This is a genomic window from Suttonella sp., from assembly GCF_056855035.1.
This window is the reverse complement of the sequence record NZ_JBXGGR010000003.1, coordinates 1-12,481: the sequence shown is the minus strand read 5'-3', so window position 1 is coordinate 12,481 and position 12,481 is coordinate 1. Positions and strand designations below refer to the sequence as shown.

Below are 12,481 nucleotides of genomic sequence, written 5' to 3'. Positions count from 1 at the left end.
AAGCAAATTTAGGCGTAGTTATTCCTGTATACTAAAAAAACATTGCGCCGTCATTCGTAATATGACGGCGCAATGTTTATCCTAAATCGTCGAAGAAGTAGACATTTACACAAAGCGACAAGCCGACAATTATCGTATAGTTTCCTCAGATTAAAGCGTATCCTTTTAATCTGAAGAGACTATAGTTTTCTATTCTTCGACGATAAGCTCAAATCATTCCATCGCAGCCAAGGTATTGACCAGCCATTGCCAAAATTGCGCCACGCTTTCAATATGCACGCGTTCATCAGGAGAATGCGGCATTTCAATCGTCGGGCCGAAGGATGCCATTTGCCAATGCGGATAATGCTGCGCCAATAAGCCGCATTCCAGTCCTGCATGAATGACGGTAATCAGCGGCATTTTGCCTAAGAGTTTTTCGCCTTCGCGCGAGAGTACATCACTAATTGCCGAGCTGGGCGCGGGTTGCCAGCCGGGATAGGCACCGCTTAATACCGCGCTGCCGCCCGCCAAGCGGAAGAGATCCGCCATGCGCTCCGCCAAATCGTCACGCGCCGCATCGTCTAAAGAACGCAGCAGGCAATGCACCTGCAATTGCGTATGTTCGCAGCTGATTTTGGCAAGATTGGTCGAGGTTTCCACCAAGCCCGCCACCGCCATACTCATGCGATCCACGCCGTTCGGGCATAAATACAGGGTACGCAGCAGGTTTTCCTGTATTGCCGCCGTCCAGACCTGCGCCGGCTGTGCAGCAGGACTGAGTTCGATGCACACTGTTTGTTCATCCTCCGCCAAAGCACGTTTAATGACAGGAATAAGCACATCAATCTGCGCCTGCAATTGCGCTTGCGAGAGAGCAGAAGCAAAGAATGCTTGCGCTTCGCGCGGAATAGCGTTGCGCAAACTGCCGCCGCCCACTTCGGCAATCTGAATGTTGTCTGAAAGTTTACGCAGCAGGCGCAATAAAATTTTAATCGCATTGCCGCGCTGCTTGTGGATGTCGATGCCGGAATGTCCGCCTTTCAAACCGCGCACTTGCAATTGGAATCCCGCCTGCGTATTGGGAGCAAATGCCAGCGGCAGACTAAAGCTACCATCCACGCCGCCTGCACAGCCAATGCAGATTTCGCCCAATTCTTCGCTGTCCAAATTCAGCAGATAATCGCCTTGCAGCCAGCCGCCCTGCAAACCTTTGGCGCCGTCCATGCCGGTTTCTTCAGTCGCGGTAAAGAGAGCTTCAATCGGTCCGTGATCGAGAGAATTATCCGCCAATATCGCCAAGGCTGCCGCCGCGCCGATGCCGTTGTCCGCGCCTAAGGTGGTACCGCGCGCCTTGACCCATTCGCCGTCAATATAAGCTTGAATCGGATCACGGCTGAAATCATGGGCGCTGTCTTGGTTTTTCTGCGCCACCATATCCAAATGGCTTTGCAAAATCAAGCCTTTAACCTGTTCTTTGCCGGCGCTTGCCGCTTTGCGTACCAAGACATTGCCGGCGGCATCACGCTCCGCCCACAAGCCCAATCGCGCGGCTTCCGCCAATACGAAATCCTGCACTGCCGTTTCTTGATGCGAAGGGCGCGGAATCTGGGTCAATTGATAAAAATAGTGCCACAATCCTGCGGGTTTTAAGTCTTGAATGCTCATCATCTGCTCCTTGTCTTAACGAAAACGGCTTTTTAAAGGCGCGCTGGCTTGGGCGCGTCCCCATTGTCCGAAAATATGACCTTTTAGGCGCTCGATAAAGGATTCGTTCGCCTCATAGCTAATCTGCCAAATCTGGTGGCTATCGATATGTTCCAGCAAATAATCGTCGCTGACCTGCACGCGGTCAATCAAGCCTTTTGCCAATGCCTGACTGCCGTACCATGTCTCGCCGGTAGCAATCGCTTCCACGTCCAATTGCGGGCGCATGGCGGCAATATGATTTTTAAATAATTCATGCGTTTCTGCTAATTCTTTTTTGAATTGTGCGCGGTCTTCATCGGTATTTTTGCCAAAGACAGTCAAACTGCGCTTATGCTCGCCGGCGGTGTGCTGCTCATATTGAATATGGTTGCGGCTCAGCAATTCATGGAAATTCGGCACCGCCCCAATCACGCCCACCGAACCAATAACGGCAAAAGGCGCGGCGATAATTTCCGTGCCCACGCAAGCCATCATATAGCCGCCGCTTGCCGCGATTTTATCCACCGCCACCACCAGCGGCAATTCCTTAGCGCGCAAACGCGCCAATTCCGAAGCCGCCAGACCGTAACTATGCACAAAACCGCCGCCGCTTTCCAAGCGCAGCAAGACTTTATCTGTCTTTTCCGCCACTTGCAAAATGGTAGAAATATGCTCGCGCAAATCCGCCACCGCAGAGGCTTCCACATCGCCGTCAAAATCCAACACAAACAAACGCGGCTTTTCCACCTCATCTTGGGCTTTTTCCGCTTTTTTCAGCGCTTTTTCGCGCGCTTTCCATGCCTTTTTATCCAGCATCTGCGCATACAGCTGCTCGCGCCAATTGATGAACGTATCGTTAAGAGAAGTGATTTTGAGCTTATTCTCCTCATCATCGTCATCGCCGCCTTTCAGCGCCACTACCGCCGCCACTAACACAATCAGCAATACCACCGCCGTCAATCCCTTAGCGAAAAACAAGGCATAAGCCTGCCAAAATTCCATCATCATCGATTCTCCTGTTGCATCAATATAAAGCAAGAGCCAAAAAACAAGACATGCAGCAAGACAAAAACTGCCGTCTGCACATGAAAAATTCCCTGCGTAAACAAAGCCGCATGCGAAAAAGGCGAGAGCCAGCGCACAATATCAGCCGCCAGCGCCGGCTCGTAAATCAATAAAGGCGACAGCCACAGCAATAAAAGCAGCACCGCAGCCGCCAAAGCAGTGGTTACGCTATGGCGCAGGCGCAGACTTAAAAGCCATACCAGCGCCAAAACATAGAGACTCAAGAAAATTTGCGCCGCCGCCATGCCGTAAAGCAAGCCCTTATCCCAATCGGTCTTCAGCCCTAAAAAGCCGACCGACAACCAAAAAGGCAGGCTTAGCAACATTACATTCAACCATAAAATCAGCGCCTTGCGCCACAAAACAGCAGCAGCGGCGAAAGGCAGGGTCTGCCATTCATATTCCTGCGCCAAAGCGCGTGCGCCGAAAAATACCGTCCACAGCAACATCGCATTGAGCAAAAGCTGATTCACCGGCAGCAGCAGCATCTGCGTTGCGCCGCGACGATTTTCGAATTGCGCCAATTGCAAAGCCAAAGATTGATATTGTTGATAAGCCGAGAGAAAAAACAAAGCCAAAGCCAGCCACAAGCCTAATCGCAGCCATAAAGCGGCAAGACTGGATTGCAAATGCCATTCCTTACGCCATAAAGGACTCATGACGCCCTCCCCTGTTCCGCCTCAAGCGCCTCCGGCACAAACAATGCCTCTCTTTGTGCCTGCAAAGCCGCAGCCGGAAAATGAAAGCCCATGCGCAGCAAACCCGTTTGCCGGCTTAATTGCTGCATTTTTTCCGCCCGCGCCTGCGTATCTGTAAAAAAATAACCGCTGCAAGAGCCTAAGAGCTGCTGAGCATCAAGACAGCTTTGCGCCTGCTCGGCAGTTTCCCACTCGCACCATAGCCAGCATTCCTCTTTCGCCAGCAAAGGCAATGCCAGACAATAACCCTGCTGCAAGGCATAAACCCTGTCTGACAATGCCACGACTTCTTCCAAATCATGATGCACCAGCAATACGCCGGCAGACTGCACCACCTGCCGCAAGATGGTGCGCAGCGCCAATTTCTGCCCCATATCCAAGCCATTGCCCGGCTCGTCAAGGCACAATAAATCGGGCTGCCCCGCCAAAGCGCCGGCTAAGGCAACGCGCTGACGAAAGCCGTGCGAGAGATGTTTGCAGGGTGTTGTTAAAACGCTTTCCAAGCCGCAGGCGGCAACCGCCGCCAATGCCGCCGCCTTGGCATCTGCCACCGCTTGGCAATCGGCACTGCAATGAATAAAGGTTTCGACCGTCCAATCGGGATATAAAGCAGGTTTATCGCCCAGCCATACGATGCGCGGCATCGGCTGCGCATATTGGCGCTGCCCTGCTTGCGGTTTCTGCAAATTCGCCGCAATCGATAACAGCGTGCTTTTGCCTGCGCCGTTTTCCCCAATCAATGCCACGATTTCACCGCGCGCGACCTGCAAATCCGCGTTTTTCAATACGGTTTTATTGCCATGGCGGTGCTGAATGCGGTGTAGTTGCAGTAGGATTTCGCTCATAGAATGACAATCACTCGACTAAAAAGAGTACCTTAACTTCAAAATGAGACTTAAAGATGCGCATTTTGTCAGAAAAAGCGCGGAATAACCGCATTTTAAGGTTAAAAGACTATAAAAAAACCCGCTTAAAAGCGGGTTTTCCTCAAGAAGCAAAACCTTATTTGATTTTTGCTTCTTTATAAATGCAATGTTTACGCGCTACTGGATCAAATTTTTTGATTTCCATTTTTTCCGGCATATTGCGTTTATTTTTAGTGGTAGTGTAGAAATGACCTGTACCTTCTGAAGATACGAGGCGGATTTTCTCACGAACATTTTTTTTAGCCATGATTAACGTCCTTACACTTTCTCGCCGCGAGCGCGGATTTCTGTTAATACTGCATCAATACCGCGCTTATCAATAATGCGCATACCGTTGGCAGAGACTTTCAGTTTGACGAAACGGTTTTCGCTCTCCACCCAAAAACGGTGTTCTTGGATATTCGGAAGAAAACGGCGTTTCGCTTTGTTGTTTGCGTGTGAAACCGTGTTCCCGACTAAGGGACGTTTACCGGTTACCTGACAAATGCGTGACATGCCGTACCTCTGTATAAAGTCAATTAAAACTAATGGTGGCCAAGGGCGGAATCGAACCACCGACACGCGGATTTTCAATCCGCTGCTCTACCGACTGAGCTACTTGGCCGTTTAAGAAGGCGCGCATTAAACCGTATTTTGCCGATGCCGTCAAGCGCTTTTTAAAAATTTTTGCATCTTTGCAGCTAAAGTCTATTGCGGACGATATTCCTGCGGGCTGACGTTTTCATCGCCGAATAAAAAAGCCTCCATTTTTTCGCGCAAAAAGGCTTTGGTTTCCGGCTCGAAAGAAGAGAGGCGGTATTCGTTAATCAGCATGGTTTGCTGCTTGAGCCATAATTCCCAAGCCTCTTTCGATATGTGCTGAAATACGCGTTCGCCGATCTCACCCGGAATGGGTTTGCGCGGCAATTGCTCTGCTTCGCGTTGTAATTTTTGGCAAAAGATGGTCGCCATATAGCCTCTCCGTATCTAAGATTTCTCTATAGTCGAAGAATTGAAAAAGTATTACGGTGTTGGCTCAACTTGCCGTACGCTCTTGTACTGTCTGCGGCTCGCCGCCTTGTACTACTTTCCACTTCTCCGACTATACTATGCGGCGCGTATGATAGCGTAAACGGCGCGGTTTTGCTTGTGCGGCATGCTACACTGGCGCAAATTTTTCTCAAGAGGCAGAGATGGCTTTATTGATCGGTATTGAGGGTAGGCAGTTGCAGGCGGCGGATGAGGCGCGCTTGCGCCATCCTCAGACAGCAGGCGTGATTTTATTTACGCGCAATTTTGAAGATTTGGCGCAGCTGTGCGCCTTAACCGCCGCCATTCGCGCTATCCGCGCGGATCTGTTGATTGCGGTGGATCATGAGGGCGGACGCGTGCAGCGTTTTCGTTATGAATTTACGCACCTCCCCGAAGCCGCCGCTTTCGGACGCTATTTTGATCATGCGCCGCAGGGCGCCTGCGAATGGGTGCAGGCGGCAGGAGCAATTATGGGGTATGAATTGCGCCGCGCAGATATTGATTTCAGTTTCGCACCGGTGCTGGATTTGCAAGATGCGCAGTCCGATGTCATCGGCAACCGCGCCTTTCATGCCGAGCCTGCGGCGGTAGCGCTATTGTCTTGCGCTTTGCGCCGCGGTTTGCGGCAGATGGGCATGGCGGCAGTGGGCAAACATTATCCCGGTCATGGACGCGTGCAAGGCGATTCGCATCTGATGCTGCCCTGCGATAGGCGCGATTATGCGCTGCGCGAGGCGGATCGTTTTCCCTTTTACGCCAATATCCAAGACGGCATCGAGGCGATTATGAGCGCGCATATTATGCTGCCTGAAGACGACAAACCGGCGGGATTTTCCGCCCTCTGCCTGCAATCTTTGCGCGATATGGGCTTTGAAGGCGCGATTATCAGCGACGATTTGGACATGGCAGGCGCGAAATTTTTCGCCAATCCTGCCGAACGCGTGCAGGCGGCATTAGATGCCGGCGCGGATGCGGCGATGATTTGCAATACTTTTGCCGATATGGACAGCGCGCTGGCGCAAGCACTGCGTCTGCCGCAGCCCGAACGCAGCAAAGCACGCTTGCAGGCTCTACGCGCCCGAGCCCTGCCCACAGAGCGACTGGCACAAGATTATGCCGCCGCGGAAGAAATTTACCGCCGTCATCACGCACACACCCTAGCTATGGCATAATACGCTCTCTTTTTTAGGACCATCTTATGGCTGATAAACTTGTCGTCATTATTTTAAACAGCTCTTTGGAATCGAGTGCGGAATTGGTTGAGCCGATTTACCATGCCACTGTTGCCGCCTCGATGGATTACCGCGTAGAAGTGATTTTGGCCGGTCGCGCCGGCGAACTCGCCATGCGCGGCGCGGCGAATAAAATCCCCTCGCAGCGCAAACCCGATGAAACCATTTACGATTTAATCAAAGAAGCCTATCAAAACGGCGTAGTATTTAAAGTAAGCAAATTTGTCACCCAAGTTTGGAATGAAAAAGATTTGATTGCCGAAGTGAGCGAAACCGTAAGCAGCGGTTACATCATCGGCGAAATCATGAGCCCCAATGTCCGCACCCTGACCTATTAAACCTATGTTTCAACACACAGAACAACAAATAAAGCCCCGCTCTAGATGTTGCCTGAACAGGAAGAGATTACGCCTCCCCCACACATCATCCTTTATAAAAGATAAAGATTTCAAATAGTAAGGAATTTTTGATGAAAAATTTAACCAATAAAGAATTAGAAAACATCCTTCGCCACAGCGAATGCCTGATTAGCGCCGGCGAAATCAATGCCGCTTACGACCGCCTTGCGGCGCAACTCAATCTGCATTATGCAGGCTTGAACCCGATTGTCATGGTCGTGATGAACGGCGGACTGATTCCCGCGGGACAATTGCTCACGCGCCTGAGCTTTTATCATCGCATGGACTATCTGCACGCCACGCGCTACCGCGATAATGTCGGCGGCAAAGAACTGATTTGGAAAATGCGCCCCAGCGTCAATGTGAAAGACGAACACGTTCTACTCATCGACGATATTTTCGACGAAGGCATTACCCTGAAAGCCGTCTATGACGAACTCAAAGCGCAGCAGCCCGAAACCCTTTCCACCTGTACATTGATTAACAAAATTCACGACCGAAAAGTGCCTGATTTCCAAATTGATTTTGTCGGCACAGACGTTGCCGACCGCTACATTTTCGGCTGCGGCATGGATTATCACGGCTATCTGCGCCACCTGCCGGGCATTTACGCCCTGAAAGAAAATGCGCAGCTCTAAAGCCCTGTGGCTAATCCCGCTATGTCTGACAGGCTGCCTTGCCCAAGGCAGCTATCACAATCAAAACACCGTGCATTTCTCCCATAGCGGCAACAGCATCAGCGAAACCAGCTCGGGAAGCTACAGCCACATGGGTTTGCCGCCGGTCTCGGGCAGCCTTGCCGTACAAGGTTCGCAAGGCGCCGTTCTCATACACAGCCCCGCGCCGCCACCAGTATATGTTTACGACTACCCCCGAGATACCCGCCGCGTTTACAGCGATGGCAACACCACCATCAGCCGCGGCACCATCTACCCCGGCGACTGCAGACAAAACATCCGTCGGCACGGACGGATTTACAGCCGCCGCATTCCCTGCCCATACTAGGAGGTATCATGCAGAAAATCAGCCTATTACTCCTTAGCACCCTGCTTGCCGCTTGCAGCAGCACCATCGGGCAAGAGCGCGATTATCATGTGGAACATTATTTGGACGCCAGCACAGATAACAGCATCGCGCAATGGCGCAAAGCGCGGCAAATCGGGCGCGACGCGCTGGTTGCCATTTATCCCGACGGGCATTTTGAAATTGTGGAAGCCGTAACCCGCACGCGCTATATTTCTCCCAGCATGAACCCCTATGTGAATGATTTTGTGCAATGTTATCTGAATATGCGCGGCATTTATAAAGCCACGCCCGTTATCTTGCAAGCCCCCTGCGATCGCGATCCGGAACGCTGGCGGCATCGCGGTTTTCACGGCACGAACAGCGGATTCGGATTCGGCGGCTATCACGGCGTTAGCGTCGGCATTGGCGGCGGACACCGCAATATGGGTATCGGTATCGGCTTAGGTCTTTAAACTAAAGCAAGACGACAAAGCGCAAGCCGTACAGAGCATACGGCAAGGCAATGCCGTATCATTGTGATTGTAAGCGACTACAAATACATACAGCCATTGCGCATTCATCGCAATGGCTGTATGGCATCAGATTTCAAAAACGTTTTTATTCGCCTTCGGATTTATTGGATTTCAAGAGATTAAATAACATAAACAGCAGCAATACGCCGGCAAATGCCAATTTGCCCCAAACGCGCTCCCACATGCTCAATTTAGATTTGCCGTCATCCCAAGAAGTATCGGCATTCAGCAACCGGCTTAATTCCAACAAGGTTTCTTTGCCCACATCGCTGTAGGTATTCTCATCGATATAGCCGCAATAGCGTTCATCCCAGTTCCACACAGGGATAAACATAATGCTCAGCTGCTTATAGCAATAGCCGATATCCACGTATCTGCCTTGCACCTTCAGCTCTTCGATATCCGGCAAATCCGCTATACGCTTGATATGATCGCCATAGCCGAAAAATGCTGGTTTGGCGGCATAAGCAGGCATGACTGCCAGACTTAATCCGAATGCTAAAAGATATTTTTTCATTTTCTATCCTTTTGTTAATGAATCTGACATTATACAAGGATTATTCTCATTTCATACATCAAAAAAATACTAAAAATACTGCTTATTTTTTACTTTCTTGACACATATCAAGGCAAATGATTGCTGCGTAAGCGATTATAATGCCTTTCATTTTAATAAGAGGAGCTGACTATGAAACATTATCTGAACAAATTCTTATGCCTTGCCGCTTTCGCCGCAGTAAGCGCGATTGCCGCCCCGACTTATGAATACGCGCTGCTCGATCAGACAGGCAAGACCGTCACGCAAAAAGATTTCCCCGATCAATATCAACTGATTGCCTTTGGATTTACCCATTGTCCGGACGTTTGCCCCACCACTTTGTTTGATTTCAAACAAGTGCTGGCAAATATGCAGCAACCCGAACGCCTGCAAGCTATTTTCATCACTATCGACCCGCATCGGGACACGCCCGAAACGCTTGCCAAATACACCGGCTATTTTGACAAACGCATTCTCGCCTTAGGCGGTGAGCGGGCGGCAATTGACCAAACCGTTGAGAATTTCAATGCCACTTACGGCTATCAAATTGACGGCAAAAAAGTGGAATACGACAATCTGCCCAGCGACAAACCTTATGTCGTCTTCCATTCCACGTTGATTTATCTCTTGGATAAAGAGGGCGAATTATTAGATGTCTTTGATTATCAAAGCGGACACAAGCAATTGCTGGCAGGCATCGAAGCCAGTATCGCCGCTCACGAACAGCAATAGGAGATTGATATGAATAACTTTCTTCGTCTCTGCACGCTGATTCTCACCCTTGCGGCTTGGCAAACACCCGCGCAAGAACAATCCAAAGTCAATTTATACAACCCGACCCGCCATGCCTTTATTGCCGACACGGCAGTGCCCGCAATTGCCGTGGTTGATCTTGCCGAGCAAAAACAGATTGATTTGCTCAATCTGCCCGTGCAGGCAAAAGTCTTCGCCTCCAGCACCGATTCACATTATTTGGCTTTCAGCGACCGCATCGACAGAGCGGTGTACAGCCTGAATTTAAAAACACGCGAAATCAAACGCCATCCCACGCCCAGTACCGCTTACCGCCTGATTTTTATCCCCAACAGCAGCAAAATTTTAGTCGTGCTGTTTAAAAATATCGCGGTCTTAGACTTTGCCAGCGGCGAACTCAATGTGATTGAAAAAGACTTCCAAAGCCTTTACACGCGCTACAACATCGTCTTCAGCGTCTATAGCCGCACCGTGTGGGTAATGCAGGAAAACACGCCGATGATTTACCGCTACCGCCTCGATAAACCGCAGGAAGGCTGGTCGGAAATCACTATGGAAGGCGACAAAGGCTTCGGCATGGGCGCACCCAGTTTTGAAGACAAAGTCATTGCCTTCAACACCTATTATGCCGATGAAGGCTTCATTTACTTCAATGACAGCGGCAAAGTCATCCGTACCGGCAAAATGCACGATTCCCGTCATTTAAATGAAGCCATGGTAGAGCCTTATGTCGATAACGGCACGCGCCACGTCATCTTCGGCGACAAACGCGGCAATTTGAAAATCTATAATTTGGACAAAAGCGACGAACCGACGGAATATCAAATTTCCTTCCCGCCCAACCGCTTCCGCACCGGCTGGCTCGATCAATACCTGATTGTGGCAGGTGACCAGAACCTCGGTATTTATCCTTTTGAAGACATGGACAAAGGCACAGTCATCTCCTTCGGCTATGAAGAAAACGTCAATGACGTTTGGGTCAGCGGTGACAGCAAAACCCTGCTTTTCGGCACGGCGCGCAGCAACAAACTCGGCGTCTTCGATTTGCAACGCCAAGTCCGTCTGCCCGACATTCCCTTAAGCGGCATCGCCGAAGTCGGACGTATCCGCATGAATACCGCCAACACGGTTTGTTATTAACCCTCTACAGCACCGCCAAGCGGTGCTTTTTAATCGCTCATTATCATAAAAGCCGCACAGCCATCTTTCTGTTATGAAGAATAATCTTTACTAACAGGACAATAATCACAAAAACAAATAGACAAGTATTTTTCACAAACTTTTTGTCAAAAAAATTTAACAAAATTGACGCAAGTCAAGGCGCTAAATCGGCAGACTTGTAAAATGAAAGCCCTTAATCAACCCGTAAGGAGAAAATCATGAAAAAGCTATTCTTAGCGATGGCAGTGGCATCATTAAGCACCGGCGTATTAGCAGACACTAAAAGCACGCACACCGGCGGCTTAGAAGGTTATGAAGTCGGCAAACAAGCAGATATCGAAGCTTTAGAAGTTGTTACCCCAAAACTTCTGCCTGCACCGCTCGTTCAAGAGCATAGCTTGGAAGCACCGGCAAAACCGCGTTTGGTCAAATACACCATGACCATTCAAGAAAAAGAAATCGAAGTCGAGCCGGGCGTATTTATGTGGGCATTTACCTTCGACGGTCATGTACCCGGTCCGATGATGGTCGTTCATGAAGGCGATTACGTTGAATTGACTTTAAAAAATGCCGCTGATAACAAATTAGTGCATAACATTGACTTCCACTCTTCAACCGGCGCTTTGGGCGGCGGCGAATTAACCAACGTAGCCCCCGGTCAAGAAGTCGTATTGCGTTGGAAAGCCATTAAACCGGGCGTATTCATTTACCACTGCGCACCGGGCGGCGCGATGATTCCTTGGCACGTCGTGCATGGCATGAACGGCGCGATTACCGTCCTGCCTAAAGAAGGCTTAAAAGACAAAGACGGCAATCCTCTGAAATACGACCGCGCTTACTACATCGGCGAACAGGATTACTACATTCCTAAGAACGAAAAAGGCGAATTCATGCGCTTTGACAATGCCGCCGCTTCTTATGCGGACGACAAACGCGCCATGGATACCTTAATTCCCAGCCATATTGTCTTCGGCGAAACCAAAGGACAATTGCTCGGCGACAATGCCATGACTTCAAAAGTCGGCGAAACCGTCATGCTTTACCACTCGCAAGCTAACCGCCAAAGCTATCCGCACTTAATCGGCGGACACGGCGAATACGTCTGGGAACGCGGTAATTTGGCAGACGCACCGGCGCAAGATTTGGAAACTTGGGTCATTGCAGCAGGTTCGGCAGGCGCAGCCATGTACACCTTCAAACAACCCGGCACCTACGTTTACCTCAGCCACAACCTGATCGAAGCTCTGAACTTCGGCGCGATTTCGCAAATCCGCGTGGACGGCAAATGGGATAACGACCTGATGGAACAAGTCGTTCCGCCAAGCCCAATCAAAAACTAAGCCTTGATTGTGCTGATAGCCCGCCTAGCGCGGGCTATTTTTTCTGTAGCTGAAATAATATAGTCAACAAACAATTGAAACCTTAGTTTATTCATGTGATTAAGCCGATACACAAAAGCCATATGTTGTGCTGTATGAATTAACTATATAAAG

16 protein-coding genes and 1 tRNA gene are annotated in these 12,481 nt (G+C 50.0%); 8 read left to right on the top strand and 9 right to left on the bottom strand.

Going from position 1 to position 12,481, the window contains the following annotated elements; genetic code table 11:
• Positions 1-213: 213 nt before the first annotated feature.
• The 8 genes from pepD to ACJHVI_RS00255 all read right to left on the bottom strand — a co-directional run bounded on the left by pepD (position 214) and on the right by ACJHVI_RS00255 (position 5,308).
• On the bottom strand, positions 214-1,647 hold the full coding sequence (gene pepD, locus ACJHVI_RS00290; protein WP_483182584.1) for a beta-Ala-His dipeptidase: 1,434 nt from the start codon (positions 1,645-1,647) through the stop codon (positions 214-216).
• 15 nt (positions 1,648-1,662) lie between these two features.
• Positions 1,663-2,676 carry a protease SohB gene (gene sohB / locus ACJHVI_RS00285; protein ID WP_483182583.1) on the bottom strand — a complete coding sequence of 338 codons (1,014 nt, stop codon included), beginning with the start codon at positions 2,674-2,676 and terminating at the stop codon, positions 1,663-1,665.
• Positions 2,673-3,392 (bottom strand): hypothetical protein, encoded by a 720-nt coding sequence (locus ACJHVI_RS00280; protein ID WP_483182581.1) that lies wholly within the window; start codon positions 3,390-3,392, stop codon positions 2,673-2,675. Before ACJHVI_RS00280 ends, sohB begins: the two co-directional genes overlap by 4 nt.
• Positions 3,389-4,276, bottom strand: a complete 888-nt coding sequence (locus tag ACJHVI_RS00275; protein WP_483182580.1) for an ATP-binding cassette domain-containing protein — start codon at positions 4,274-4,276, stop codon at positions 3,389-3,391. Before ACJHVI_RS00275 ends, ACJHVI_RS00280 begins: the two co-directional genes overlap by 4 nt.
• 157 nt (positions 4,277-4,433) lie before the next feature.
• Positions 4,434-4,604, bottom strand: coding sequence for a 50S ribosomal protein L33 (gene rpmG / locus ACJHVI_RS00270; RefSeq protein ID WP_072576824.1), 171 nt, complete (start codon positions 4,602-4,604; stop codon positions 4,434-4,436).
• 11 nt (positions 4,605-4,615) lie between these two features.
• Complete coding sequence (gene rpmB, locus ACJHVI_RS00265; RefSeq protein WP_115218323.1) at positions 4,616-4,852, bottom strand: 50S ribosomal protein L28; 237 nt, start codon at positions 4,850-4,852, stop codon at positions 4,616-4,618.
• Between the two features lie 33 nt (positions 4,853-4,885).
• Positions 4,886-4,961, bottom strand: a tRNA-Phe gene (locus ACJHVI_RS00260).
• Between the two features lie 83 nt (positions 4,962-5,044).
• Positions 5,045-5,308 (bottom strand): oxidative damage protection protein, encoded by a 264-nt coding sequence (locus ACJHVI_RS00255; protein WP_115218322.1) that lies wholly within the window; start codon positions 5,306-5,308, stop codon positions 5,045-5,047.
• 221 nt (positions 5,309-5,529) lie between these two features.
• On the opposite strand from ACJHVI_RS00255, the gene nagZ reads away from it, so the two are divergent.
• The 5 genes from nagZ (at position 5,530) to ACJHVI_RS00230 (ending at position 8,476) form a co-directional block, all read left to right on the top strand.
• Positions 5,530-6,540 (top strand): beta-N-acetylhexosaminidase, encoded by a 1,011-nt coding sequence (nagZ, locus tag ACJHVI_RS00250; protein ID WP_483182579.1) that lies wholly within the window; start codon positions 5,530-5,532, stop codon positions 6,538-6,540.
• 26 nt (positions 6,541-6,566) lie between these two features.
• Positions 6,567-6,938 (top strand): DsrE family protein, encoded by a 372-nt coding sequence (locus ACJHVI_RS00245; RefSeq protein WP_483182578.1) that lies wholly within the window; start codon positions 6,567-6,569, stop codon positions 6,936-6,938.
• Between the two features lie 131 nt (positions 6,939-7,069).
• Positions 7,070-7,636: a hypoxanthine-guanine phosphoribosyltransferase gene (locus ACJHVI_RS00240; protein ID WP_483182577.1), complete on the top strand. Its 567-nt coding sequence runs from the start codon at positions 7,070-7,072 to the stop codon at positions 7,634-7,636.
• A complete protein-coding gene (locus tag ACJHVI_RS00235) occupies positions 7,623-8,003 on the top strand; it encodes a hypothetical protein (protein WP_483182576.1) in 381 nt (126 codons plus the stop codon). The genes ACJHVI_RS00240 and ACJHVI_RS00235 overlap by 14 nt, the downstream gene beginning before the upstream one ends.
• 8 nt (positions 8,004-8,011) lie before the next feature.
• Positions 8,012-8,476: a hypothetical protein gene (locus ACJHVI_RS00230; protein ID WP_483182575.1), complete on the top strand. Its 465-nt coding sequence runs from the start codon at positions 8,012-8,014 to the stop codon at positions 8,474-8,476.
• A gap of 145 nt (positions 8,477-8,621) precedes the next feature.
• On the opposite strand, the gene ACJHVI_RS00225 is transcribed toward ACJHVI_RS00230, so the two are convergent.
• Positions 8,622-9,053: a hypothetical protein gene (locus ACJHVI_RS00225; RefSeq protein WP_483182574.1), complete on the bottom strand. Its 432-nt coding sequence runs from the start codon at positions 9,051-9,053 to the stop codon at positions 8,622-8,624.
• Positions 9,054-9,224: 171 nt separating this feature from the next.
• Between ACJHVI_RS00225 and ACJHVI_RS00220 the strand changes: the two genes are divergently transcribed.
• The 3 genes from ACJHVI_RS00220 to nirK all read left to right on the top strand — a co-directional run bounded on the left by ACJHVI_RS00220 (position 9,225) and on the right by nirK (position 12,328).
• Positions 9,225-9,806, top strand: coding sequence for an SCO family protein (locus tag ACJHVI_RS00220; protein WP_483182573.1), 582 nt, complete (start codon positions 9,225-9,227; stop codon positions 9,804-9,806).
• 9 nt (positions 9,807-9,815) lie between these two features.
• Positions 9,816-10,967 (top strand): YncE family protein, encoded by a 1,152-nt coding sequence (locus tag ACJHVI_RS00215; RefSeq protein ID WP_483182572.1) that lies wholly within the window; start codon positions 9,816-9,818, stop codon positions 10,965-10,967.
• 239 nt (positions 10,968-11,206) lie between these two features.
• On the top strand, positions 11,207-12,328 hold the full coding sequence (gene nirK, locus ACJHVI_RS00210) for a copper-containing nitrite reductase (protein WP_483182571.1): 1,122 nt from the start codon (positions 11,207-11,209) through the stop codon (positions 12,326-12,328).
• Positions 12,329-12,481: the final 153 nt, after the last annotated feature.

Excerpts from the sequence above, each read along its gene's own strand:
- ACJHVI_RS00255 (WP_115218322.1), bottom strand. The coding sequence starts at position 5,308 with ATGGCGACCATCTTTTGCCAAAAATTACAACGCGAAGCAGAGCAATTG.
- ACJHVI_RS00215 (WP_483182572.1), top strand. The coding sequence starts at position 9,816 with ATGAATAACTTTCTTCGTCTCTGCACGCTGATTCTCACCCTTGCGGCT.
- ACJHVI_RS00275 (WP_483182580.1), bottom strand. The coding sequence starts at position 4,276 with ATGAGCGAAATCCTACTGCAACTACACCGCATTCAGCACCGCCATGGC.
- ACJHVI_RS00230 (WP_483182575.1), top strand. The coding sequence starts at position 8,012 with ATGCAGAAAATCAGCCTATTACTCCTTAGCACCCTGCTTGCCGCTTGC.
- rpmG (WP_072576824.1), bottom strand. The coding sequence starts at position 4,604 with ATGGCTAAAAAAAATGTTCGTGAGAAAATCCGCCTCGTATCTTCAGAA.
- nagZ (WP_483182579.1), top strand. The coding sequence starts at position 5,530 with ATGGCTTTATTGATCGGTATTGAGGGTAGGCAGTTGCAGGCGGCGGAT.
- ACJHVI_RS00245 (WP_483182578.1), top strand. The coding sequence starts at position 6,567 with ATGGCTGATAAACTTGTCGTCATTATTTTAAACAGCTCTTTGGAATCG.
- ACJHVI_RS00240 (WP_483182577.1), top strand. The coding sequence starts at position 7,070 with ATGAAAAATTTAACCAATAAAGAATTAGAAAACATCCTTCGCCACAGC.
- ACJHVI_RS00280 (WP_483182581.1), bottom strand. The coding sequence starts at position 3,392 with ATGAGTCCTTTATGGCGTAAGGAATGGCATTTGCAATCCAGTCTTGCC.
- ACJHVI_RS00235 (WP_483182576.1), top strand. The coding sequence starts at position 7,623 with ATGCGCAGCTCTAAAGCCCTGTGGCTAATCCCGCTATGTCTGACAGGC.
- rpmB (WP_115218323.1), bottom strand. The coding sequence starts at position 4,852 with ATGTCACGCATTTGTCAGGTAACCGGTAAACGTCCCTTAGTCGGGAAC.
- ACJHVI_RS00220 (WP_483182573.1), top strand. The coding sequence starts at position 9,225 with ATGAAACATTATCTGAACAAATTCTTATGCCTTGCCGCTTTCGCCGCA.
- ACJHVI_RS00225 (WP_483182574.1), bottom strand. The coding sequence starts at position 9,053 with ATGAAAAAATATCTTTTAGCATTCGGATTAAGTCTGGCAGTCATGCCT.
- nirK (WP_483182571.1), top strand. The coding sequence starts at position 11,207 with ATGAAAAAGCTATTCTTAGCGATGGCAGTGGCATCATTAAGCACCGGC.
- pepD (WP_483182584.1), bottom strand. The coding sequence starts at position 1,647 with ATGAGCATTCAAGACTTAAAACCCGCAGGATTGTGGCACTATTTTTAT.
- sohB (WP_483182583.1), bottom strand. The coding sequence starts at position 2,676 with ATGATGATGGAATTTTGGCAGGCTTATGCCTTGTTTTTCGCTAAGGGA.